The sequence below is a fragment of the Pseudonocardia sp. OZ21 genome (genome assembly GCF_059359135.1).
In genome coordinates, this window is sequence record NZ_JCADBN010000002.1 from 628,221 (window position 1) to 652,204 (window position 23,984).

The following is a 23,984-nucleotide window of genomic DNA, read 5'->3' on the forward strand; positions in this document are numbered from 1 at the left end:
GGGAGGGTGTCGGCGACCTCGCGGTCAGCGACCGGCGCCGCGGCGGGAGCGCATGCGGGCCTGTGTGTAGACGGCGGCGGCGACCAGGATGAGGAAGCCCTGGAAGAAGTACTGCCAGGACTGGCCGAGGTCGAGGAACGTCGTCGCGTTCAGCACCTGCTGGATCAGGGCCGCTCCCAGCAGCGTGCCGATGAACGAGCCGCGCCCGCCCAGCAGGCTCGCCCCGCCCAGCACCACCGCGGTGATGCTGGAGAGCGTGTAGCTCACGCCCTGGGTGGGGTCGCCGACGCCGATCTGGGCCATCAGCAGCAGCGCGCCGAGGAAGGTGAGCAGGCCCGCGACGACGTAGGCCAGCACGTGCGCGCGGTTCACCTTCACGCCGAGCCGGCCGGCGGAGTCCTCGTGCGAGCCGACAGCACGCAGGCCGCGCCCCCACGACGTGAGGCGCAGGGCGAGTTCCAGGCCGACGGCGACCACGACGGCGGCGATGAACGCGAGTGGCACGGCGCCGGTGGTGGCGGTGATGAGGTCGGTGATCCCCGTGCTGATGAAGCCGCCCTGGAACGGGCGCAGCAGCAACGACACTCCTTGTAGCCCGATGTAGAGGGTGAGCGTGGCGGCGACCGACGTGAACCCGCCGTAGCGCACCAGCACGCCGTTGAGCAGCCCGCTCGCCGCGGCCACCGCGATCATGATCACGAACGCCAGGACGATCGTGCCGGTGGTCATGCCGTCCACGAGGAAGAAGGACGCGATCACCACGAGGAGCCCGGCCAACGGCCCGAGGGAGAGGTCGATGCCGCCGGTCATGATCACCACCGTCTGCCCCATGGCGATGAAGGCCAGTGCGCTGAGCAGGGTGAGCACCGAGGACACGTTGAACGGCGCGAGGTAGCGCGAGTTGTGCGCGAACGTGTAGGCCCCGAGCGCGAGGATGACGAGCGCCAGGATGACGCTCGGCGCGTAGTCGCCCTTGGCCAGGCGTCGCAGCGGCGAACCGCGCCCGCTCTCCGAACCGGGTTCGGCCTCCTGCCTGCGCAGGGTGACGGCGCCGACCACGGTGCTGGTGATGTTCTCCTCGGTGACCTCGTCCCCGAGGAGCTCGCCGACCACGTGCCCCCGGGAGAAGACGACCACCCGGTCGCACAGCCCCTCCAGCTCCTTGGCGTCGGAGGAGACCACGACGACGGGCACGCCGGACGCGGCCACGTCCCGCATGATCTGGTAGATCTCCGCCCGCGCGCCGACGTCAACGCCCTGCGTCGGCTCGTCGGCCAGCAGGATCTTCGGATCGGCCAGGAGCGCCCGGGCCAGCACCACCTTCTGCTGGTTGCCCCCGGAGAGCGCCATGACGTTGGTGTCGATGGAGGCCGTCTTCACCGCCAGCCTGCGCACCTCGTCCTCCACGGCGGCCCGCTCCCGCTCGCGGTCGACCACCCCGGCGGTGGCCAGTAGGGGCAACGCGCTCACGGCGGTGTTCTCCCGCACCGACATGGTCGTCATGAGGGCCTCGGCGTGCCGGTCGGCGGGCATGTACGCCGTGGCGTCGACGAGCTCACGTCCCGCGATCGGCCGCCCGTCGAGGCTGATGCGCCCGGTGCTGCGCACCAGCCCGGCGAGCGCACGCAGGAACTCGCTCTGCCCGTTGCCGACGATGCCGGCGAGGCCGACGATCTCCCCGCGCCGCACGCTCATCGAGGCGTCGTGGAACCCCTCCCCCGACAGTCCCGTCACGTCCAGCACCTCGGGAGCGTCGTCCGATGGCGGGTGCTTGGCAGGAAAGGCCGCGGTGAGCTCGCGACCGATGATCATCCGCAGCAACGCGTCGTCGTCGATGTCGGCGACGGGGCTGGTGCCCCGGACCGTGCCGTCGCGCAGCACGGTCACCTCGTCGGCGATCCGGCGGACCTCGGCCATGCGGTGGGTGATGTAGACGACCGCGCACCCTCGGGCTGTCGCCTGCCTGACCTGCTCGAACAGCATCTCCGTCTGGTCCGCGCCCAGCGGCGCCGTCGGTTCGTCCAGTATCAGCACCTTCGGCTCCAGCGCGACCGCCTTGGCCACCTCCAGCAGCTGCTTCTGGGCCACCCCGAGCGCGTCCACCCGGTCGTGCAGCCGCACGGTCGAGCCGACGGTGCGCAGGAGATCGGCCATCCACGCCCGGGTGCTCCCACCCGCGGACATCCGTCCCGCCGGCACCGCCACCCGGATGTTCTCGGCCACCGTCATGTCCGGCAGGACGGCCGGGTGCTGGTGCACGATCGCGATGCCCATCCGGGTGGCGGCATCGGCGGTCAGGGCGGGCACCTGCTCGCCGCGCACGGTTATGCCGCCGTGGTCGGGCTGCACCGAACCCGAGGCCACCCCCATCAGCGTGGACTTGCCCGCGCCGTTCTCGCCCAGCAGCGCGTGCACGCGCCCGGGGAGCGCATCGAGCGAGACGTCGGTGAGCGCGCGTACCGCTCCGTAGCTCTTGGAGACCCCGGTCAGGCTCAGGGCCGGGGTGGTGGTCCGGGTCGTCGCCGGCATGTCCGCTCCTCGCTGTCGGTCAGCAACCAGCTGTCGGATTACTTGAGTGCGGCGATCTGGTCGGCCGCGCTGAGGCTGCTGGACACGAAGGCGTCCATGGGCAGCGCTGCGTCGCAGGTGACCGGATGCGGCATCCCGGAGATCGAGTCCTCGAACGCGCTCTGCGGGTACACGGTCGACTGCGGGATCACGCCGCCACTGGCCCGCGCCACCGCGACGTCGACGGCCAGGCGGGGCATCGCGTTCTGCGAGGAGACCGTGAACAGCGGGAACTCGTGCCCGGCGTCCTTCTGCTGCTGCCAGTCGCAGGCCAGCTGGTTGGCGTCCTCGGTGGCGATCGCCGGGATCTGCCTGCCGGCCTGCGCGAAGGCCGGGAACGAGCTCGCGAGCGCCGAGCCGAAGTCGGTGGTGATCGCGTCGATCTCCGGGTACTTCGACAGCGCCGCCGTGATCACCTGCTGGGTCTGCGCGGCGTCCCAGTTCGTCACCTCGTAGGGGGTGCTGCCCACGAAGTGGATGTCCGGGTACTTCGTCAACACGCTCTGCATTCCCTGGTACTCCGCGAGGCTCTGCGAGTTCGCGGACGGGCCGCCCAGGTTGAGCACGTTCCCCTTGCCGTGCAGGGCCTTCACCAGCCACTGCGCCCACAGCACCCCGACCTGCTGGAAGTCGGTGCCGACGAAGGCGTCGTAGTCGGTGCCGGCCTGGCCGCCCGGGCTGACCCGGTACGGCACGGTGATCACTCCCGCGCGGTACGCGCTGCGCAGCGCGGGCAGCATCGCCTGCCCCGCGTCCGGGAAGACCGCCAACGCCTGGGCGCCCTTCGCCACCAGCCCCTGGATGTCGGAGACCGCCTTCTGGGTGTTGCTCTGGCCGTCGGTGTAGGAGAAGGACGTCACGCTCGGGCACTTCGCGATCTCGGCCTTGGCCTCGCCGAGGGCCACCTTGCGCCAGTTGTTGCCGCCGAAGCCGTCGGCGAGCGCGAAGGAGATCGGGTTCGGACCGCACCACGACGGCACGCTGGAGTTGAGCGGCCGCCCGGGCACGGCCGGGGCCGGATGGTGGCCGGTCGTGTTGATCGAGCACGCGGCCAGGGTCAGGGCCAGCACGCCCAGGCAGGCCACCGTCGTTCGCCGCACGATCTGGGTGGACATGGGGATCTTCCTCGATCTCGGGAGGCCGTGGTCAGGCCACGGCGCTGCTGGGGCGGCCGCGACGCAGCCGGGCACGGACGGCGGGCCAGTTGATCGTGTAGATCGCCACCCCGGCGGCCAGCGCCAGCGCCTGCACGATGTTGCCGGTGGCGGGGTTGACGTCGAGGGTGAGCACGAGCTGGTTGAGCTGGGAGAGGAACAGCGCGGCGATCGCGCCCGCGACGGCGCTGCCCTTGCCGCCGAGCAGCGACGTACCGCCGAGGACCACCGCGGCCACCGACGGCAGCAGCTGGGAGTCGCCCTGGAAGGCGCTGGGCGTGGACACGATCCCGGCGAGCAGGATGCCGGCGACCGTGTAGAGCAGGGACGCCCAGACGTAGGCCGCGAGCTGGTGGCGTCGGACGCGCAGGCCGGCGAGGCCGGCTGCCACCGGGTTGTCGCCGACCGCCTCGAAACGGCGGCCCGCCACCGACCGCTTGACCAGGAAGCCGGTCACGGCGGTGAGCACGATCGCGAACCAGACCGCATGCGGCAGCCCGAGCAGGGTCCCGGTCGCGATCGTGCGCATCGCGTCGGTGGTGCTGGTCGGCGACCCCCCGGACACCCCCAGCACCACCGCGTAGAGCAGCGCGTTCGTACCGAGGGAGGTCACGATCGCGGGCATGCCCCACCGGCTGACCACCAGCCCGTTGAGCAGGCCGGCCAGCAGTCCGGCCAGGAGAGCCAGCAGCACCGCCGGCAGCAGCTTCCCGCTGTCGCCGGCGGGGACGTGCGTCACCAGGATCACCGCCAGCGAGACCGTGCCCGGCACCGAGAGATCGATGCCGGCCTGCTGCACCACCAGGGTCTGGCCCAGCGCGATGACAGCCAGCACCGCCGCGAAGGGCAGCATCCCCTGCACCGAGCTGCGGCTGAGGCTGTCCGGCTGGGCGACGAGGCTGGCCAGGAACAGCACGACCGTCGCGCCCAGGATCGTGACCAGGCCGCGGGAGGCGCGGCCCGACCGCAGCAGGCCGCCGATGCCGCCGGTCACCGCCGGCGACCCGGCGGCGGGCGAGGGATCGACGGCGGTGGCCGGCATGGAGCGCTTTGCCGTATCGCTCATAGGTGACTCCTCGCCACAATCAAGGAAACCGGCTCGAGCGAGCGCGGGAGGAATGGCACGACTGCACGTTCCGGACGGCAGGCACCGTGGATCGGCCGCGACGACGAGGCGCGGCAGAACTAGCAGAACTACCTGTGGCCGATCAGTGGTGCCGGGCCGGATCCGGCCCGGCGGGAACTCCGATCCTCAGCGCCACGGGTCCACCAGGATCTTGCCGGTGGCCCGGCGTTCGACCAGTGCGTCCAGCCCGTCCGGCACCAGCGCGTCCAGGCCGATCACGCGCTCCAACAGGTGGTCGGCGATGCCGTCGGCCGTCAGCAGGCGCAGTGCGGCCGGGATGTCCTCACCGCACACGTGCGCGACGGTGCTGCGCAGGTCGACCTCCCGCAGGATCACGTCGGCGAGGTCGAGGTCCTGCGCGCCGTGGGCGAGCCCGACCAGCAGCACCCGGCCACCCCGGGCGGCCATCCGCACGGCCCGCTGCGCCGCGCCGGACACTCCGCTGGCTTCGATCACGAGCGGAGCACCCTCGCCGCCGGTCACATCGCGCACGAGATCCACCGGGTCGCGCGAGGAGACGTCGTAGGTCTCGGTCGCGCCGAGCGCGCGGGCCGTGGTCAGCCGGGCGTCGTCCACGTCGAGCGCGATGATCCGTCCCGGCCGGCTCTCGGCCAGCCCGCAGAGGATGAACGACCCGATCGCACCCGCACCGACCAGCACCACCGTCTGCCCCGGTGCCACATCCGCACGGCGGGCGGCGTGCAGGCCGACCGCGAGCGGCTGCGCGAGCCCTGCGGCGTCGTCGGGGCACGCGTCCGGAATCGGCACGCAGGTCGACGCAGGCACCGCGGCGTACCCGGCGAGACCGCCGTCGGCGTTGAGGCCGAGCGTCCAGTAGCGGGCACAGAGGTTGGTCCGGCCGGCGAGGCACCAGGCGCAGTCACCGCAGGACACGCCGGCACCGGTCGCGACGCGGCGCCCGGCGAGGAACTCGGCGCCTTCCCCGTGCTCGACCACGTCGCCGATGAACTCGTGGCCGAGCACCATCGGTCCGAGGTGCCCGCTGGCCGGGTGCCGGCGGTGCACGGGGAACATGCCCGGGCCGTGCTGGTACTCGCCGGCATCGGTGCCGCAGATGCCCGAGCGCGTGACCCGGACCAGCACCTGGTGCGGGCCGGCGACCGGCACCTCGCGTTCCTCGATCCGCACGTCCTCGGCGCCGTGGTAGACGGCGGCGCGCATGGTCGCGGCGGCCATCACGCCTGCTCCATCGTGATGTGCACCTTCACCTGGTCACGATCGGTGCGGGCCAGCTCCACGGCCTTGTCCGCCTCGGCGAGCGCCACGCTGGTGGTGACGAGCGGAGAGAGGTCGATGCTGGTCCTGGCCAGGAACCGCAGTGTCTGCGGCCAGACCCCCGGCGAGCCGATGGTGCCGCGCACCTGCAGTTCCTTCGACTGGATCAGCCCGAGCCGCGCCGGAGCCGACCCGCCGACGTCGATGCCGACGTTCACCAGCCGGGCCCGGAACGCGGCGATCTCCAGGGCGGCCGCCATGGCGCTCGGCTTCCCGCTGGCCTCGATCACCACGTCCGCGCCGCGGCCGTCGGTGTGCTCCAGGACGTCGTCCACGAACCCGTCCGCCGTCGGGTCCAGGCACACCTCGGCCCCGAGCCCCCGGGCCAGGTCGGCCCGGTCCGCATTCGGCTCGGCCACGATCACCCGCGCGCGACGGCCCACGGCCGCGGCCACCACACCGAGGCCGATCGGTCCCGCGCCCAGCACCGCGACCGTGTCGCTCGCGTCGAGATCACCCGCCCGGCGCGTGGCGTAGTACCCGCAGCTGAACGGCTCCACGAGCGCGCCCTGCGTCCAGCTCATGGAGTCGGGCAGGCGGTGCAGCCACTCCGGGCGTGCCACGAAGTACTCCGCGGCGGCGCCGCTGATGCTGAACCCGAAGTGGTCGGCACCGATCACGCACTCGCCGACCACCCGGTCGTGCTCCCGGAAACCGCTGACGGCCGAGCCGGCCGCCACGATCTCGCCCGCCCATTCGTGCCCCGGAATCAACGGGTACTCGAAGGGGATGATGTAGCGACCCTCGAGCAACTCGATGTCCGAGTGGCAGACGCCCACGGTTCTCGCCGCCACCAGCACCTCGTCCGGGCCGATCTCCGGCACCGGGATCTCCTCGACGCGAGCGGCGGAGTCGCCGACGAATCGCAAGGCCTTCATGTGTTCTCCAGTCCGTGCCCCGGTGCCCGCGGCAGAAGGTGTTTCACGAGTCGACCCGGACCAGCAGCTTCTGGGCGTCCCCGTCCGGGTCCAGCAGGCGGTCGAATCCCCGGGCGACGATGTCGCCCACGCTGATCACCTCGGTCAGCACCTTCTCCACCGGCAACCTGCCGGTCGCGATCAGCGCGGTGATCCGGGGGAAGTCGTGCACGGGATAGCACCAGGTGCCGATCAGCGAGAGGTCCCGGTTGGACAGTGCCATCGGGTCGATCGTCGCCGGTCGAACGTGCAGCCCGACCTGCGTGGCCGTGCCGTGCGCGCGCAGGCTCGCCAGCGCGACACTCAGCCCGCCCTGCGAGCCGGAGCACTCGGCGGCGACGTCCACCCCGACACCGCCGGTGAGCTCACGCACCGCATCCGGAACGTCGTCGGCGAGCGGGTCGAGCACGACCGCCACCCCGAGGGCCTCGATCAGTGCCCGGCGCCTCGCGTTCGGCTCGCTGACGATGACGGTGGAGGCGCCGCCGGCGTGGGCGTACAGCGTGGCCAGTGCGCCGATCGGTCCGGCGCCGGTGACGAGCAGCGTGTCACCGGCGCCGAACCCGGTGCGGTCCACGCCGTAGGCGGCCACCGCGGTCGGTTCCACCAGCGCACCCTGGATGTCACCGACCGAGTCGGGGAGCGGGCAGACCTGGTGGCCGGGAACCACCACCTGCTCACTGAGGCCGCCGCCCTGCCAGCTGAGCCCCGTGCAGCCCATCGTGCTGCAGAGGTGGTTCAGCCCCCGCAGGCAGTAGTAGCACCGTCCACAGTAGATGAGCGGCATCACGGCAACGCGGTCTCCGGCGCGCACCCCGGTCACGTCACTGCCGACCTCCAGCACCTCACCGGAGAACTCGTGGCCGAGCACCTGCGGAGCGGCCGCGCCCGTCAGCGGATGCGGAGCGGTCGGGATGACGATCGGACCGGACGCGTACTCGTGCAGGTCCGTGCCGCAGATGCCGGAGAGGTAGGGCCGCAGGCGTACCTGTCCCGGGCCGAGCGGTCCGGGTTCGGCGACCTCCTCGACCCGGACGTCGTTCTTGCCGTAGTAGACGGCGGCTCGCATCGTCAACTCCTGTGTTGGCGGGTCCGTCAAGGTGTTCAACACGATGTGCGTCAGCAGTGAACATCTCTCCCTCGGCTGCGTCAAGCATGCTCCGGACTCCTGTGCCGGAAGCGCCATATGAGCAGTTCGGGACGGTGCGCTCTTGACGATGACCACACGACAGCTGTTCACTGACATCGAACGAAGCTGGCAAGCACGCCCCCGAGGGCCGACCCGATTGCTGCAAAGCCACTTTCATGCAACGTCGTTGCGTGAAAGTGGCTTTGCTGCAACACCCGCAGGCCGGGCGCCCGGGGCGTCAGGCCAGCGGCGGGATGATCCGCTCCGCGCGCAGGCGCTCGAACAGGTCGAGGAAGGACCGGCGGGTGTCCTGGACGGCGGTGAAACCGAAGGACCTGCTCTTGGTCATGTCCGCGAAGGTCTCGGCCTCCCGGCCGAGGTCGCCGTCGGTGTGCCACCAGGATGCGAGCTCCTCCAGCTTGGTGGACACCAGGCCGTGCTTCTCCACGATGCGGTCCCACACCGGGGCCGCGCCGGCGAGCCGCTCGGCCAGCGGCTGGGCGTGGCCGGGGTACTGCGCAGCCGGCACGCCCAGGCCGTCGGCCAGCACGGGCCACAGCTGCCGCCAGCGGAACACGTCACCGTTCACGGCATTGAACGCCTGGTTCCAGGCCCCGGGAGTGCTCGCGGCCCACACCAGCTGCTTGGCGAGCAGCCGCGCGTCGGTGACGTCCGTGACCCCGTTGAACTGCTCGGGCGAGCCGGGGAAGACGAAGGGCTCCCCGGTCTCCCGGCTCAACGCCCCGTAGACGGCCAGGGTCACGCCCATGTTCATCGCGTTGCCCAGCGCCCACCCGATCAAGGTGTGGGGACGGTGGACGGACCAGGCGAAGCCGCTGCGCTCGGCGGCCTCGAACAGGACGTCCTCCTGTGCGTAGTAGAAGTTCTGGTTGGGCAGCCGCGGCTGTTCCTCGCGGAACGGGGTCTCCATCGGCGTCCGCGCGTACGCCTCGAACGGGCCGAGGTAGTGCTTGAGACCGGTCACCAGCGCGACGTGCGCGAGCCCGCCCGTCGCGCCGAGCGGCTCGAGCAGGTTGGTCATCATGGCCGCGTTGACCTCGCAGTTCTCCGCTTCGGTCGCCCGCCGCTGCCAGGTGCAGTAGAAGACGTGCGACGGCCGCAGATCGGCCACCGCCCGCCGCGTGGCGGCGGCGTCCAGCAGGTCGGCGGCCACCGGCCGGATCCCCGGTTCCGGCACGGTTCCGCTGCGGGAGAGTCCGTGCACCTCCCAGCCCTCGGCGAGCAACTGCCGGGCGGTGTTGTTGCCCGAGATCCCCGTGACTCCGGCCACGAGCGCGCGCTTGCTGTCCACCACGTTGCGAATCCGCCTTCCGGTGAGTGTGACAAGGGTCCGACGCGGAACAGTCAGCCGTCCGACCACGTCTGTCCAGTATTACTGAACATAAGCACCACGCGCGTCGCAGTGACGGTTTTCATCTGGCTGGGTGTTCCAATATGCTGAACGTTCGGTTGGTCCCCGACCTGCCGCTTCCCCGATCCGAGGTGCGTCCGTGACAGCGACCAGCGATTCCCCGGCAGCCTCCGCCGCGCCGCGCCGGCAGCGGTCGGGCGTCGAGGGCACCTCCGGTGCAGCACAGCAGGCCGACCGGCACGACATCGCCGGGGTGGGCGCGCAGCTGCGGGCCAGGCGGCTCTCCGCCGGTCTGTCGTTGCGGCAGTTCGCCCGCGATCTCGGGGTCTCCGCCTCGCTCGTGTCGCAGATCGAGAACGGCAAGTCCCGCCCGTCGGTCGCCACGCTGTACGCGATCTGCAACGCGCTGGACCTCTCGCTCGACGAGCTGTTCACCAGCGCAGGCGCGGGCGAACCGCCCCCGCCCGAGGTTCCGTCCGATCCCGCCGACGACCACGCCACGCACAGCTATCACGGGGCATTCGCCAAGCTGAACGAACCGGGCCCGCACGTCTCGAGCCCGGTGGTACGGCCGACCGACCGCCGCAGGCTCGTACTGGACTCCGGGGTCACCTGGGACCAGCTGTCGGCCGCCCGGGACTTCGGCGTTGACTTCCTGCGCGTGCGCTACGAGGTGGGCGGCAGCTCGGTTCCCGGCGAGCAGCTCACCCGGCACTCCGGCGCCGAGTACGGGTACATCATCAGCGGCACGCTGGACGTCTCGCTCGGGTTCGACACCTACCGGGTCGGACCGGGCGACGCGATCTCGTTCGACTCCTCCACACCCCACCGGCTCACCAACAACGGTGACGTCCCGGTCGAGGCCGTCTGGTTCGTCCACGGCCGCAACCAGACGGGGTACTGAGGTACCGCCTGCGCGAGGCTGTTGACACGCCGCCGAAGGCGCGTTCATTATCAGTGAACACCACTGTTAACGAGCGAGCTCGCGAAGGGAATCCCTGTGCTGATCGGTTTCGCCGGTCTCGGAAGAATGGGCAGGCCGATGGCGCGCAACCTCGCGCGCGCCGGCCACGAGGTCGTCGCCTACGACCCGGTGCTCGCCGCGAGTGCCGGCGACCAGGACCTCGCGGCCGACGGCGTGCGTCTCGTCCGGTCCGTGGCGGATCTCGCCGCCGCCCCGATGACGATCAGCATGCTCCCGGACGGCCGCACCACGCGCGAGTTCGTGACCGGGCGCAACGGGCTCTGCGCCGCAAACGTCGGGGACGGACACGTCCACGTGATCATGGGGACGGTCGGTCCGACGCTGGTCCGGGAGGTCGCCGCCGTCGCGGCCGAGCACGGCGTCCAGGTCGTCGACGCCCCCGTCTCCGGAAGTGTGAGCCTCGCCGACGCCGCGCAGATCACGACGATGGTCGGGGGCACCGAGGAGCAGTTCGCCCGTGTCGGCCCCGTGCTGGCGGCGATGACGAAGATGCAGTACCACACGGGCCCCGTCGGCTCCGGCTCCACCGCGAAGCTCGCCGTCAACGCCGTGCTCGCCGCCCTCAACCAGGGGGTTGCCGAGGGCATGCTGCTCGCCGAGGCCGGCGGCCTCGACACCGCGGTGTTCTACGAGGTGCTGAGCACGAGCGCGGCGGGAGCGCCGTACGTCGGGTACAAGTCCGATGCCTTCCTCGCTCCCGCCGAGACCGCGGTGTCGGCACCCGTCTCCCTCATCCACAAGGACGTCAGCCTCGCCCTCGACCTGGCCGCCGAGCAGCGCCTGACGCTCCCGGGGGCGGAGGCCGTGGTCGGCGTGCTCGACCGGGCCACCGCCGCGGGGCTGGGTGAGGAGGACATGGCCCAGGTGCTCGCCGCGCTCCGGCTGCTCAACGCATCCGCACACCCGGAAGGAACGAACGGCATGAACGACGACGCCGCGCAGATCCGCGAACTGGAGGACCGGCGCTACGACGCGATGGTCGCCGGTGACTTCGACGGTTTCGCGAAGCTCGCCCACCCCGAACTGGCCTACTCGCACTCCACCGGCGACACCGACACGCTGGAGTCCTACCTGGACAAGTGCCGGGCGGGCTTCTATGTCTACCACCGCATCGACCACCCGGTCGACCGGATCACCGTCGTCGGCGACACGGCCATCGTCGTAGGCGAGATGAACGCCGACCTCACCGCCGGCGGCGTGCAGAAGACGCTGACCAACCGCTGCCTCGCCGTGTGGGTCCGCTCCGGCGGCGACTGGAAGCTCCTCGGCTACCAGCCCACGGTCACCGCCGGGCGCTGAGCGGATGCGCGAGCAGTTCACCTACGACGCCCTCCCGGGCCGGGTCGTGTTCGGCGCGGGCGCAGCCCACACCGCGCTCGCCGACGAGGTGGCCCGCCTCGGGGCCGCGCGGGTCCTGCTGATCGCCACGGAGCAGGAGGAACCGCTCGCCCGCAGGCTCACCGCGCCGTTCTCGGAGCGGATCGCCGCCACCTTCACGGCGGTGCGCCCCCACGTGCCCACCGAGGTGGCCGCGGCCGCGCGGGAACTGGCCACCGCGGCAGGCGCCGACCTGCTGCTGAGTGTCGGTGGCGGGTCCACCACGGGCACGGCGAAGGCGGTCGCGCTGACCACCGGCCTGCCGATCGTGGCCGTTCCCACCACCTATGCGGGTTCAGAGGTCACGCCGGTCTGGGGAATGACGGAAGCGGCGCGCAAGACCACGGGCGCGGACCAGCGGGTGCTGCCCCGCTGTGTCGTCTACGACCCCGATCTCACGCTGACGCTGCCGGTCGACCTGTCGATGGCGAGCGGGCTGAACGCCATGGCGCACTGCGTCGAGGCGTTCTGGGCGCCGCGCCGCAACCCCATCTCGACGCTCGTGGCCGAGGAGGGCGTCCGCGCGCTCGGCCGGGGCCTGCCCGCAGTCCTCGGGGATCCCGGCGGTGCGGACGGGCGGGCGGACCTCCTGTACGGCGCCTACCTGGCGGGCTCCGCCTTCGCGGTGGCCGGCTCCGGCCTGCACCACAAGATCTGTCACGCCCTGGGTGGGGCGTTCGACCTCCCGCACGCCCAGACGCACGCGATCGTGCTGCCCCACGTCCTCGCGTTCAACGCCCCCGCCGCCCCGGACGCGGCCGGCCGGATCGCTCGGGCCCTCGGCCGGGCCGACGCCGTGACCGGTCTGGCCGAGCTCGCCCGGCGGCTCGGCATCCCGGCCGGGCTGCGTGAGCTCGGCATGCTCGAGAGCCAGGTGGACGAGGCAACCGACCTCGTCGCCCCCACCGTGCCTGCGGACAACCCGCGCCGCGTTGACCGGCCCGCACTCCGGGCACTCATCCACGCGGCCTGGGCCGGCTCACCGCCCGGCCCCGACGCCACCGCGACCCACCAGGGACAGACATGAGCATCTCCACGGAGTCCGACCAGGCCACCCGGCAGGAACGGGCCGTCACCGACAAGGTCGTCGCGAGCTTCGACACCACCTCTTCTCCGCGGCTGCGCGAGGTCATGCAGAGCCTCGTCCGGCATCTGCACGCCTTCGCCCGCGACGTCCGGCTCACGCAGGCGGAGTGGGAGGCGGGCATCGAGTTCCTCACCCGGACCGGCCACATCACCGACCACCGTCGCCAGGAGTTCATCCTGCTCTCCGACGTGCTGGGCCTGTCCATGCTGACGGTCGCGATCAACGCCCCGGCCACCGCAGGTGCCACGGAGTCCACCGTCTACGGCCCGTTCTTCGTCGACGCCGCCCCGGAGATCCCGTTCGGCGGCGACATCGCGGGCGGCGCGAGCGGCACGCCGTGCCTGGTGGAGGGCACCGTCCGCAGCACGGACGGCACCCCGGTGCGCGGGGCCCGGATCGACGTGTGGGAGGCCGACGACGACGGTTTCTACGACGTCCAGTACGACGGCGACCGCATTGCCGGCCGCGGTTGGCTGCGGTCGGACGACGAGGGCAGTTACCGCTTCTGGTCGGTGGTGCCCGCCCCGTACCCGATCCCGGCCGACGGCCCGGTCGGCGACCTGCTCACCGCGGCGGGCCGGTCTCCCATGCGCCCCGCGCACCTGCACTTCAAGGTCGCCGCGGCCGGGCACCGGACGCTGATCACCCACATCTTCGTGGCCGGGGACGAGCACCTCGACCACGACGCGGTGTTCGGCGTGAAGGACTCCCTCGTCGTCGACGTCGTGCGGGAAGACCCGGGCGACGCCCCCGACGGGACCACCCGCGACGAGCCGTGGGCGCGGATCCGGTTCGACATCGTGCTCGCCCCCGGCCACGAGGGATGACGCGAGCCGGGCGCCGGACAACGGCAACCCCGCCACTCCGCCCGCATCGGTCGCTCCGTCTGAGTGGTCAGAACGCCGCACTACTCTGATTCGCGATGAACGTCCCAGACATCGAAGGCTGGCCGCATGACGTTGCCGGCGCCGTCGAGATGCAGCGGAAGCTCGCCGAGCAAGTGGACATTCCGAGGCACACCGTGCCCACCCCAACCACCGTCGCGGGCCTCGACATCTCCTACGACACCGACTCGGACCGCATCATCGCTGCCGCCGTCGTGGCAGAACTGGCGACGGGCGCCATCGTCGAGCAGACCGTAGTAGCCGGCGTTGCCCAGTTCCCCTACGTGCCCGGACTGCTGGCCTTCCGGGAGATCCCGATGCTCCTCCAAGCCCTACGGCCGCTACGCACCGTCCCGGACCTGCTGATCTGCGACGGACAGGGCATCGCACACCCTCGGCGCTGCGGCCTCGCCTGCCATCTCGGCGTACTCACCGGACGCCCTGCGCTGGGCTGCGCCAAGGGCCGCTTCATCGGAACACACGACGAGCCCGGTCCTCAGCGTGGCGACCACGCACCGCTGTACGACGGCGCCGATCTCATCGGCACCGCACTTCGCACCCAGCGTGATGTCAAGCCCGTCTACGTGTCGCCAGGTCACGGGATCGGAATCGCGCAGTCCTGCGAGATCGTCCTCGCGCTGTGTTCGGCATACCGCCTACCCGACCCCATCCGGTACGCGGACCATGTCTCCCGTCAGGCACTGGTTCACCATCCGACGGAAGCTGGGGCCGCGCCTTCGTCCACCAGGACCGCTTCGCCACAGTGGCGCGGTGGCGCGAGTGAGGACGCCGGAGCCGAAATCTGACGGCAGGTCCCGATCGGCGGGCTAAGCGGGCGGGGCGACGATCGAGTCCGGCTGGTTCGCGCGGCGGAGCGCCTCGGCGACGAACCCGCTCGCTTTCAGCTCCTCGACGACGTCCCGGAGGAACTGGACCGTCTCCGGGCCGCGGGTCCTGGTCGTGCCGAGCGCCTGCCGGATCTCCATGAACCGACCCTCGATCAGGCGGAACCCGGGGTGGTCGCTGACGAACTCGACCATCGGCTGCCTGATCCCGGCGGCTACCTCCAGATCCCGGTCCCGGAACACGTCGATCCCGTCCTCTCCGGGCACCACACTCGCGTGCTGGAGGGTGCGGGACAGAAACAGGTCGTAGGCAGACCCTTCGTTGACACCGATACGCACCCCGTCGCGGTCGACGTCGGCCCTCGTGGAGATGACGGAGTCCCGGGGCACGACGAACACCCCTTCGATCACGACGTACGGCGCGGTGAAGGCGACCTCCGCCTCACGAACGGGCTCGATGGCCAGGAAGCAGATGTCCGCCTGCGCCGCTGCCATCGCCTCGAACGACTTCCGCGCCGCATCGAAGCAGACCAGCTCCACCGGAAGTCCCAGCCGCGAGCCGACCTCACGCGCGATGTCGACCGTCACGCCGGACGGCGCCGCCGGCGTGCCCTGTGCCAGCACCGGATTGCCCAGATTGATCGACGCCCGCAGGGTACCGGTCGGCGCGAGATCCTCGGCGATGGCAGCAGGCACGATGCTCATGAAGACGATCCTAGGTTCGACCGCCGGGGGGCGAGGAGCGCAGGCGTGGACTGCGCTGCGCACTAGCGTGCCCCCGGTGCGTCTCACCGAACGCGGCCTCAACCGCGCCACGCTGCACCGGCAGCACCTGCTCGCCCGGGTGGCGCGGCCCGTCCGCGACGTCGTGCGTGACCTCGTGGCCGTGCAGGCCCAGCACCCCGCCTCGCCGTACGTGGCCCTCTGGAACCGGGTCGCGGACTTCGACCCCGACGCGCTGGACGCCGCGTACGCCGACCGGACGCTGGTGCGAGCGACGTTGCTGCGGATCACCCTGCACGTCGTGCACGGCGAGGACTGGGCAGCGTGGCACCGGGCGATGGAGGCGATCCTGCGCGCTTCCCGCTTCGGCGACCGCCGCTTCGCCGACAGCGGCCTGGCCGTGGCCGACGTCGACGGGCTGCTCCCGGTGCTCGCCGAGTTCACGCGCGAGCCGCGGCACCGCGCCGCGATCGAGGAGATGCTGGGAGAGCGCCTCGACGCGACCCGTGGACGCGCCGCGTGGTGGGCACTGCGGACGTTCGCGCCGCTGCACCACGTCGCGGTGGGTGGGCCGTGGGCGTACCGCAGCCCGTCGACCTTCCGTGCCGCGGCGGCGCCCACCGGCGGGCCGGCCGGCGAGGCGAGGCAGCGGCTGGTGCTGCGCTGTCTCGAGGCGTTCGGCCCCGCCACGACGCCCGACATCACCCGGTTCACGTCCCTGCGCCGCCCGGAGGTGCTGGCGGCGCTCGCGGGGCTGGGCGCGGCGGTGGAGAAGCTGGACGGTCCGGCCACCGGCCCCTACTTCGACGCCGTGGGCGCGCCGCGGCCGGACGGGGACACGCCCGCACCGCCGCGCCTGCTGCCCATGTGGGACAACGTCCTGCTCGCCTACGCCGACCGCACCCGGCTCGTCCCCGACGCCTACCGGTCCCTGGTCTACCGCCGGAACGGCGACCTGCTGCCCTCCCTGCTCGTCGACGGCCGGGTCGTCGGGGTGTGGCGGCCACACGCCGGCGGGATCGAGGCGCACGCGTTCGAGGCCCTGGATCCGGGCACGTGGCGAGCGCTCGGCGCCGAGGCCGCGGCGTTGGCGGCCGTGCTGGCCGCTCGCGATCCCCAGCCCTACAACCGCTACGCCCACTGGTGGGCCAAGGGCATCCCGGCCGTCGAGGTTCGACGGCTACCGGGCTGACCGGTCATCGCGAACCGAACCTGCCGTGCGACGCCAGCACGGCCGTGACCGTCAATGCGGCGATGCCGACCGACTCCATGAGGAGCGCCGCCGACACCAGCGGCGACCTGACGGCGTCGATGAGCTCGACCATCCAGAGCACGAGCACGCCGACGGTGCCCCCGGTGAAGAAGGTCCCGGACAACGCCACCGGCGTGAGCCAGTACCGCGGGACCAGCAGCGTCGACGTCGCGAGCACGAGACCGCCCAAGGCGCTGAGCAGGAACGCCGACCCGACCACGGGAATGTCGAACCCTTCCCTGATCAGGAACACCACGTGGATCGTGCTCATCGCGACGAGCAGAGCCGCGCTGAGCACGCGACCTGCGGCGAGAGCGGCGCGGACCCCGGCGCCCACTAGATGGCGTGGGCGGCCTGGATCATCTCCGCAGCTCTTTCACCGATGACGACGCACGGCGCCATCGTGTTTCCGCTGGTGATGTCCGGCATGATCGACGAGTCGGCGATACGCAGGTTGTCGATGCCGTACACCTGCAACGCACCGTCGACCACCGACATCGGATCGCGCCCCATCTTGGCGGTGGAGGACTGGTGCCAGTACGTGACGGCGGCGTTGCGCACATACGTTTCCAGAGCACGAGCGTCGAGCTCTCCCGGCAAGGCCTCACCCTTCACCAGGGTGCCGAAGGTGGAGCTGTTACCGAGTTCTCGACACAGAGCGATACTGGCGTAGGCCGCGGTCAGGTCATCGGGATGCGACAACGTGTTCGCCTCGATCAGGACGGGATCACCCGCATCGGGGCCGGAGAGGTGCACCTCACCCCGGCTCTTCGGGTGACTCAGGCCGGCAAACATCGTCCATCCGTGCGCGGGTACGCCCAGGGCCGCGGTTTCGGCGCTGGGCACCGGAAACTCGACCTGACAATGCAACATGTCGGGCAGGTCCAGGCTTTCATCGCTCTTCCAGTACAGCGTGGCCTCGGAGCCCCCGTTGCCCACCCGCTGAGGCTCGCGGTACTCGAAGATGCAGCCGAACGACACGTGGTCCTGGTGGTTCCGGCCGACGCCCGGGAGATGCTGCACGACCGGGATGCCGTGACGCCGGAGTTCGTGTTCGGGTCCGATACCGGACTGCATGAGGACCTTCGGCGTGTTGATCGCGCCCATCGAGAGAATGACCTCTTGCCCGGCCGCATACCGCCGCCGCTGCGAACCCTGGACCACCTCCACCCCGACAACCGAGGTGCCACGGAAGATCAGCCTGCTGACCAGAGCCTCGGTCAGGACCGTGAGGTTGCGCTGTCCCAGCAGCGGGTGCACATACGAGCGGAAGATCGAGGAACGCCGCCCGTCACGGACGATCAGGTCGTTGATCGCGGCACCCCCTGAGCCTTCCATCATCGCCCCGTTGGGGCTGTCGAACACCGGGAGCCCCAACGATCCGGCCGCCTCGACCATGGTCTGGGCAACGGGCGACGGGTCGGTAGCCGGTTCGACGTGGACGGGGCCGCCCTGCCCGCGCCGCACCGGATCGCAGGCGCCCTGCCAGTTCTCGATGCGGCGGTAGATCTCGAGGACCGACTCGTAGCCCCAGGCCGGGTCTCCCGATTCGGCGGCGTAGTGCTCCCAGTCATTCTTGTGACCGCGAGCCCAGACCGTGACATTGATGCTGGAACCGCCTCCGAGCACCTTTCCCATGTTCAGAGGAATGGCCCGGCCGTTCAGATGGGGATTGGGCTGTGCGGCGAAGGCCCAGTCCCGCTCCGAACCCAGGTTCGCGGGCCACCGGGCCGGCTCCATGACCTCGGGAACGTCGTCGCTCCCGCCGGCCTCGATCAAGAGCACCCGCACCTGCGGGTTCTGCGCGAGGCGCGCTGCCACCACGGATCCGGAGGAGCCGGCACCACAGATGATGAAGTCGTAATGATCAGTCGCAACCCCGTTGTCCGCATTCGACTTGAGGTCGGTGTTCCCCATGTTGCCATTCTCCAACCGTGATGTATGACGACCAGGAAAGGGCGTCGACAAGACGCCCGGTGCACGAATTCCGGAAGAACCCCTCGATCGTCCGAGCAAACGCGCACCGTTCTGGCAATGGCATCAGCCGCGTGACGCCCGGGGGCGCGCCCCCACGCGCCCCCGGGAGATGGTGAATCCCTCGGTGAACCTGTCGGCAGCGGAACCAGCCGCGCCGGAATCGGTCAGCCCTGACGACATCCGCATCGATGTCGAAATCGGGTGTGAGGAGTATCGACCGCTGGAGGCCCGTCACGCCAGCAAGTGTGACGTATATTTCCTACCGTCCGGTCGGAAACCGATCCAGCGGGGGTCGTGGCGTGGTCAAGCGCTCCGCACGAGACGCAGGGAGAGGCCGCCGAGCGCCCGGTGGGCGGAGTCCTCGAGCTCTGCGCGTGACGCGCCGCCGCACGCAAGCACGGCAAGACCGTGTCGTACGACGCTGATGAAGCGGGCCAGTGCCGCCGGGTCCTCGTCCGGAGCGAGGTCACCCTCGCCCTGCGCCCGTTCGTACCGCTGGCGGAGGGCGCTTTCGGCCGCGAGGCGCAGTCCCACCATGTGCTCGGCGATGTCGCGGTTCTCCGGCCCGCACACGAAGGCGCCCTGGAGGACGAAGCAGCCCATCGGACGCTTCGGGTTGGTCAGCTGCTCCACGCTGCGCAGCAGGTACTGCCGCGTGACCTCCAGCGCGGTCGGCGCCTCCAGCGCCTGGAAGGTGTGGACCGCGTCGACGGCGTAGTAGCGGTCCAGTGCGCGGTAGAAGAGGTCCTTCTTGCTCGCGAACGCGGCATAGAGAGCCGGGCGGTTGATACCCATGGCGGTGGTCAGGTCGGTGAGGCTCGCGCCCTCGTAGCCGTACTGCCAGAACACCTCCAGCGCGGCGTCCAGCGCGCGCTCGAGATCGAACTGTCGAGGCCTGCCCACTGCAGCCATGACCAACTCTCTCATGCGCCCTGTCGAACTCCCCGTGACAAGTCGCGCCGAGAAGGCTGGTATTCCCCCGTGGCCGCCGGCGCAGTGCTGCATCCGCCTACTTCGCGACGAACCCGATGAGCGCGTCGTTGACCTCGGAGGCGTGGGTCCAGAGCAGCCCGTGGGGCGCGCCCTCGATCTCCAGATAGTCGGCCTCCGGGAACGCCGTGTGGAACGGGCGTCCGGTCACGTCGATCGGGAGGAGGTTGTCCTTCGTGCCGTGGACGATCAGCACCGGCTTCCCCGAGGCCCGCACCGCCTCGACGTCGGGCCGGAAGTCCTCGATCCAGGCGGGAATCACCGCCCACGCCGCGACCGGGGCCGAGCCGGCTGCGGTGTTCCAGTTCGCACGCACGACGTTCCTCGCTGACGAGCGTGCCCAGGGTCTCGTCCAGGTTGTAGAAGTCCTTGTAGAACTGGGTGAAGAAGGCGAACCGGTCGGCGCGCGCAGCCGCGATGGCTGCGTCGTAGTTCTCCCGGGGCAGGCCACCGGGGTTGTCGTCGGCCTGCAGCAGGAACGGTTCGATCGACGCGAGGAACGCGAGCTTCGCGATGCGGTCGTGGCCGTGGTTGCGGACGTAGCGCGCGAGCTCGCCGGTGCCCATCGAGAAGCCCACGAGGACGACGTCACGCAGGTCCAGCGCGCCGAGCACCGTGTTCAGGTCGGCCGCCAAGGTGTCGTAGTCGTAGCCGCTGCCGACCTTGCTGGAACGCCCGAACCCGCGGCGGTCGTAGGTGATGACCCGATAGCCGGCCTCCAGGAGCGCCCGCGCCTGTAGCTCCCAGCTGTGCCCGTCGAGGGGGTAGCCGTGGATCAGCACGACCGGCTGCCCGGAGCCGTGGTCCTCGTAGTAGATCTCGACGTCTGTGGTGTTCTCGGTTCCGACCGTGATGTGGCCCATGCAAGTTCCTCCTGGGTGTGAGAGAGCGCCCGCCGCCTGCCGTCCACGAGCGGGTGCGGTGCGGGCTGCACCCCGGCTCGATGTCGGCCGTCGGATGCAATATGCAATATATCGCCAGGCTGCGACGGAGGTCAAGGGTCACCCAAGTAGGCCGATCCGGCGCGAGCGTGCACTGGTTCAGGCGCGATCATGAACAGCTGCGCGTTCGACGGCGGGAGGGCGGCGCGCCGGACAGATGAGTTCCGGCGCCGGCGCCGGTCTACCCGTCGAACATCAACCGACGCGAAGGAACCACGATGACGAAGGTCGTCTCCACCCTGTTCACCTCCGCCGACGGCGTCGCCGAGATCGACCCCGACTGGCACTTCCCGTACTTCGACGACAACATGGGCCGCGCTGTCAGCGAGGACTACGACACCGCCGACGTGCTGCTCATCGGCCGCGAGACCTACGACAGCTTCGCCGGAGCATGGCCCGACCGCGAGAACGCCGGCGGGGAGGACGCACCGTTCGCCAAGCAACTCGGCGACACGCGCAAGGTCGTCGTCTCGCGCCAGCCCCTCGAGTTCTCCTGGCGCAACTCCGAACTGATCGACGGCACCCTCGTCGAGGCCGTCACCGCCCTCAAGGCCGCCGCCGACGTCCGGGGCATCCTCATCCCCGGCTCGATCTCCGTCGTGCAGCAACTGCTCGCCGCCGGACTGGTCGACGAGATCCGCCTGCTGGTGCATCCGGTAGCGGCGCGCAAGGGCCGCAGGCTCTTCGACGACGGCGAGGCGCCCTACCACCTGACGGTGACCGCGACGGAGACGTTCCCGTCGGGCGTGATCCGGGTGATCTACTCCCCCACCCAGCCACCCACCACGGCCGGCTACGACGAGATCAAGAACAACGTGCCCGACGGGCAGTAGTGGTCGGCCTGTTGATCTCGCGGTAGCCGTTGCTTACCCCGGTCACGTAACGGGCCGCGTCACCGCCCGAGCGCGGTCGGCGACAACGGTCACCCGGTGCGCGGCTCGCCGGTGAACGGGCAGTCCGTCACCTGCGCGGCCCGGCGATGGAACTCCCTCATCGCTGCGGGCAGCTCCGCCGGGCCGCGCAGGGCCGCCGGAAAGTTCAGTCGGGTGAGCTGGGAACCAGCCATGGTCTCGACGCGGAAAGTGAGCCCGAACCGGTCGACGCGGATCGGCGCCACCGCCTGCGCGCCCCGTACGAGGTCGGGCTCGAGCAGGTGGGCGAGCTGCAGCACCTGCTCCGGGTGGGCACACACCAGGTGCGCGACCACCTCGTCGCTACCGGCGGCCAGCGGGTCGGCAATGGCGCGGGCGTAGGCGTCGGGATCGACCGGCTCGCCGTCCAGCCGCACCTGGGCCACCGTGACCCGGAGCAGCGTGGACGCATCGGGCCGGAGCACGGTCTCGGCCGACTCGTCCCGGTAGGCCGCGAGCAGCACCTCCAGCGCGACCCCGACGTCGTCGGCGGCCTCGACGATGCCGTGCACGGTCACCGAGTCGAGCCGCCGGTCCGGGCCGGACACCGGGCTCACCAGCGCACTGCGGACGGTGGCGGGCACGGTCCGCCCGGCCACCCGGGCCGCGAGCGGCCCGTCTTCCGTCACCAGCAGAACGAGGGAACCATCGGTGTCGACGGCGACGACATCGAGAACAGCAGTCAGGTCGCCTCCTACCTCCAGCACCGACGTAGGGGCGTTCGACAGCACGGTGCGGGCACGCTCGGCAGGATCGGGGCCCGGTGGGACGGCGAGATCACACAAATCCTCCGTGACTTAGGTTCGACTAACCTTATCCACCTGCGATCGGAGCGCAAGCGTCACCGGCAGGCTCGTGTCGCCGTCGCGTCACACGGTTTCGACGCGCGCCAGATCGCCTATCACGGCAAGACCTTCTCGTTGCAGCTCCACCAGGTCGGCGGTCTGATCGGGGGCTACCCACCGGACGAAGGCCGTGCTGAACACGGAGGCGACGAGGTCGCCCGCCAGGCGAGCGGGCACATCCGCGCACCCGCGTGCGACGAGCGCGGCGGTCACGGCGCGGGAGAGCTTCGCCAGCTTGAGCAGCTCGCGTTCCTGCAACTGCTCGTTCGCGGTGATGATCTCGTTGCGCACGCGGGCGAGGTCCCGGCCGCGCGCGTCCTGCAGGGCCCCTCCCCCGGCGTCGAGCGCCGCGATGAGCAGGCCGGTGAGGGACGCGTCTGCCGGCGCAGCGGCGATCGCACCCACGAAGACCGCTGTGAGCTGCTCCTCGCCCGCGAACAGCACCTCGCGCTTGTCCGCGAAATGCCGGAAGAACGTCCGCTCGGTCACCCCGGCCCGCTCGGCGATCCCGGCCACCGTGGTCGCCTCGAAGCCACGCTCGGCGATCAGCTCCATCGCCGCCATCCGCAGACGCTCCGACGCCCCGGGGGCCCACCGTGCCACGTCCGCATCGTATCGGGACGACCACGTGATGACAGCCACCGACATCAGCGCTACGCTCAACGATGTCAGCATCTGACATCAGCAATGTGAGCGAGCGCATCGTGCACGTCTTCGTCACCGGAGCATCCGGATTCATCGGCCGCGCCGTCGTCGCCGAGCTCACCGCCGCAGGTCACGAGGTGACCGGGCTGGCCCGCTCCGAGGCATCGGCATCCGTCATCACGCAGCTCGGAGCGGCCGTCCATCGCGGTGACCTCGACGACCTCGACCAGATCCGCCAGGCCGCGGAGGCGGCCGACGGCGTGGTCCATCTCGCGAACAAGCACGACTGGGCCCAGCCCGAGGTCTCCAACCGCGCCGAACGGGCCGCGGTCCAGACCATCGGCGACACGCTCGTGGGGTCCGACCGGCCCTTCGTTCTCGCTGCCGGGCTCGCTCTGCCCGGCCTGGGACGCCCGCTGACAGAGCGGGATCTCAGTCCCGCCGTCGGCCCGGACTCACCGCGCGGCGGCGCCGAGAATCTCGCGCTGACCTTCGCCGCCCGAGGCGTACGCGTCATCTCCGCCCGCTTCGCACCGACCGTCCACGGCGAAGGTGACCACGGCTTCATCTCCATCGTCGCCCGAGCCGCCCGACGACGCGGAGCCGCTGTCTACCCCGGCGAGGGCGGCAACCGCTGGCCCGCCGTCCACCGGTCCGACGCCGCACGCCTGGTCCGGCTCGGTCTCGAGAAGGCTCCCGCCGGCACGATCCTGCACGCCTGCGCCGAGGAGGGCGTGCCCATCCGGACGATCATCGAAGCACTGGCCGGCCGCCTCGACGTGCCGGCGAAGTCCGCCCCAGCAGAACAGATCGCCGACGAGATCCCGTTCGTCGGCCGGTTCCTGGCCGCCGACGCTCCCGCCACGAGCACCATCACGCGTGACCTGCTCGGCTGGCAGCGCACCGGCCCCACCCTCCTGGACGACATCGCCGCTGGCCACTACGACCAACCATGAACCG

22 protein-coding genes are annotated in these 23,984 nt (G+C 70.9%); 8 read left to right on the top strand and 14 right to left on the bottom strand.

Features of this window, described 5'->3' with window-relative positions; translation table 11 throughout:
- Positions 1-24: 24 nt before the first annotated feature.
- The 7 genes from AC5L35_RS06540 to AC5L35_RS06570 all read right to left on the bottom strand — a co-directional run bounded on the left by AC5L35_RS06540 (position 25) and on the right by AC5L35_RS06570 (position 9,505).
- Positions 25-2,529 (bottom strand): ATP-binding cassette domain-containing protein, encoded by a 2,505-nt coding sequence (locus AC5L35_RS06540; RefSeq protein WP_495058636.1) that lies wholly within the window; start codon positions 2,527-2,529, stop codon positions 25-27.
- 38 nt (positions 2,530-2,567) lie between these two features.
- Positions 2,568-3,683 carry a substrate-binding domain-containing protein gene (locus AC5L35_RS06545; protein ID WP_495058637.1) on the bottom strand — a complete coding sequence of 372 codons (1,116 nt, stop codon included), beginning with the start codon at positions 3,681-3,683 and terminating at the stop codon, positions 2,568-2,570.
- A 31-nt stretch (positions 3,684-3,714) separates the two neighbouring features.
- A complete protein-coding gene (locus AC5L35_RS06550; protein WP_495058638.1) occupies positions 3,715-4,788 on the bottom strand; it encodes an ABC transporter permease in 1,074 nt (357 codons plus the stop codon).
- Between the two features lie 186 nt (positions 4,789-4,974).
- Entirely contained in the window at positions 4,975-6,045 is a 1,071-nt protein-coding gene (locus tag AC5L35_RS06555) for a zinc-dependent alcohol dehydrogenase (RefSeq protein WP_495058639.1), read from the bottom strand.
- Positions 6,045-7,022, bottom strand: a complete 978-nt coding sequence (locus tag AC5L35_RS06560) for a zinc-dependent alcohol dehydrogenase (RefSeq protein ID WP_495058640.1) — start codon at positions 7,020-7,022, stop codon at positions 6,045-6,047. Before AC5L35_RS06560 ends, AC5L35_RS06555 begins: the two co-directional genes overlap by 1 nt.
- A 43-nt stretch (positions 7,023-7,065) precedes the next feature.
- A complete protein-coding gene (locus AC5L35_RS06565) occupies positions 7,066-8,130 on the bottom strand; it encodes a 2,3-butanediol dehydrogenase (RefSeq protein WP_495058641.1) in 1,065 nt (354 codons plus the stop codon).
- 298 nt (positions 8,131-8,428) lie between these two features.
- Positions 8,429-9,505, bottom strand: a complete 1,077-nt coding sequence (locus tag AC5L35_RS06570; protein ID WP_495058642.1) for an SDR family oxidoreductase — start codon at positions 9,503-9,505, stop codon at positions 8,429-8,431.
- Positions 9,506-9,701: 196 nt separating this feature from the next.
- On the opposite strand from AC5L35_RS06570, the gene AC5L35_RS06575 reads away from it, so the two are divergent.
- The 5 genes from AC5L35_RS06575 to AC5L35_RS06595 all read left to right on the top strand — a co-directional run bounded on the left by AC5L35_RS06575 (position 9,702) and on the right by AC5L35_RS06595 (position 14,701).
- Entirely contained in the window at positions 9,702-10,466 is a 765-nt protein-coding gene (locus AC5L35_RS06575) for a helix-turn-helix domain-containing protein (RefSeq protein WP_495058643.1), read from the top strand.
- 96 nt (positions 10,467-10,562) lie between these two features.
- Complete coding sequence (locus AC5L35_RS06580) at positions 10,563-11,846, top strand: NAD(P)-binding domain-containing protein (protein ID WP_495058644.1); 1,284 nt, start codon at positions 10,563-10,565, stop codon at positions 11,844-11,846.
- Between the two features lie 4 nt (positions 11,847-11,850).
- Positions 11,851-12,951: a maleylacetate reductase gene (locus AC5L35_RS06585; RefSeq protein ID WP_495058645.1), complete on the top strand. Its 1,101-nt coding sequence runs from the start codon at positions 11,851-11,853 to the stop codon at positions 12,949-12,951.
- Positions 12,948-13,838, top strand: coding sequence for an intradiol ring-cleavage dioxygenase (locus AC5L35_RS06590; protein WP_495058646.1), 891 nt, complete (start codon positions 12,948-12,950; stop codon positions 13,836-13,838). Before AC5L35_RS06585 ends, AC5L35_RS06590 begins: the two co-directional genes overlap by 4 nt.
- 95 nt (positions 13,839-13,933) lie before the next feature.
- The gene (locus AC5L35_RS06595; protein ID WP_495058647.1) at positions 13,934-14,701 is read left to right on the top strand and encodes an endonuclease V; all 768 of its coding nucleotides are present in this window, start codon (positions 13,934-13,936) and stop codon (positions 14,699-14,701) included.
- A 21-nt stretch (positions 14,702-14,722) separates the two neighbouring features.
- On the opposite strand, the gene AC5L35_RS06600 is transcribed toward AC5L35_RS06595, so the two are convergent.
- Positions 14,723-15,508: a transporter substrate-binding domain-containing protein gene (locus AC5L35_RS06600; RefSeq protein ID WP_495058648.1), complete on the bottom strand. Its 786-nt coding sequence runs from the start codon at positions 15,506-15,508 to the stop codon at positions 14,723-14,725.
- A 13-nt stretch (positions 15,509-15,521) separates the two neighbouring features.
- Between AC5L35_RS06600 and AC5L35_RS06605 the strand changes: the two genes are divergently transcribed.
- The gene (locus AC5L35_RS06605; RefSeq protein ID WP_495058649.1) at positions 15,522-16,655 is read left to right on the top strand and encodes a winged helix DNA-binding domain-containing protein; all 1,134 of its coding nucleotides are present in this window, start codon (positions 15,522-15,524) and stop codon (positions 16,653-16,655) included.
- Positions 16,656-16,659: 4 nt separating this feature from the next.
- Here the strand turns inward: AC5L35_RS06605 and AC5L35_RS06610 are convergent, their stop codons facing one another.
- The 4 genes from AC5L35_RS06610 to AC5L35_RS06625 all read right to left on the bottom strand — a co-directional run bounded on the left by AC5L35_RS06610 (position 16,660) and on the right by AC5L35_RS06625 (position 20,545).
- A complete protein-coding gene (locus AC5L35_RS06610) occupies positions 16,660-16,986 on the bottom strand; it encodes a hypothetical protein (RefSeq protein WP_495058650.1) in 327 nt (108 codons plus the stop codon).
- Between the two features lie 65 nt (positions 16,987-17,051).
- Positions 17,052-18,632 carry a GMC family oxidoreductase gene (locus AC5L35_RS06615; RefSeq protein WP_495058651.1) on the bottom strand — a complete coding sequence of 527 codons (1,581 nt, stop codon included), beginning with the start codon at positions 18,630-18,632 and terminating at the stop codon, positions 17,052-17,054.
- A 363-nt stretch (positions 18,633-18,995) separates the two neighbouring features.
- Entirely contained in the window at positions 18,996-19,619 is a 624-nt protein-coding gene (locus AC5L35_RS06620; RefSeq protein WP_495058652.1) for a TetR/AcrR family transcriptional regulator, read from the bottom strand.
- Positions 19,616-20,545, bottom strand: coding sequence for an alpha/beta fold hydrolase (locus tag AC5L35_RS06625; protein WP_495058653.1), 930 nt, complete (start codon positions 20,543-20,545; stop codon positions 19,616-19,618). Before AC5L35_RS06625 ends, AC5L35_RS06620 begins: the two co-directional genes overlap by 4 nt.
- A 296-nt stretch (positions 20,546-20,841) precedes the next feature.
- On the opposite strand from AC5L35_RS06625, the gene AC5L35_RS06630 reads away from it, so the two are divergent.
- A complete protein-coding gene (locus tag AC5L35_RS06630; RefSeq protein WP_495058654.1) occupies positions 20,842-21,456 on the top strand; it encodes a dihydrofolate reductase family protein in 615 nt (204 codons plus the stop codon).
- An 89-nt stretch (positions 21,457-21,545) separates the two neighbouring features.
- On the opposite strand, the gene AC5L35_RS06635 is transcribed toward AC5L35_RS06630, so the two are convergent.
- Complete coding sequence (locus AC5L35_RS06635; protein WP_495058655.1) at positions 21,546-22,241, bottom strand: DUF2470 domain-containing protein; 696 nt, start codon at positions 22,239-22,241, stop codon at positions 21,546-21,548.
- A gap of 162 nt (positions 22,242-22,403) precedes the next feature.
- On the bottom strand, positions 22,404-22,934 hold the full coding sequence (locus AC5L35_RS06640) for a TetR family transcriptional regulator (protein ID WP_495058656.1): 531 nt from the start codon (positions 22,932-22,934) through the stop codon (positions 22,404-22,406).
- A gap of 149 nt (positions 22,935-23,083) precedes the next feature.
- On the opposite strand from AC5L35_RS06640, the gene AC5L35_RS06645 reads away from it, so the two are divergent.
- Positions 23,084-23,980: an SDR family oxidoreductase gene (locus AC5L35_RS06645; RefSeq protein ID WP_495058702.1), complete on the top strand. Its 897-nt coding sequence runs from the start codon at positions 23,084-23,086 to the stop codon at positions 23,978-23,980.
- Positions 23,981-23,984: the final 4 nt, after the last annotated feature.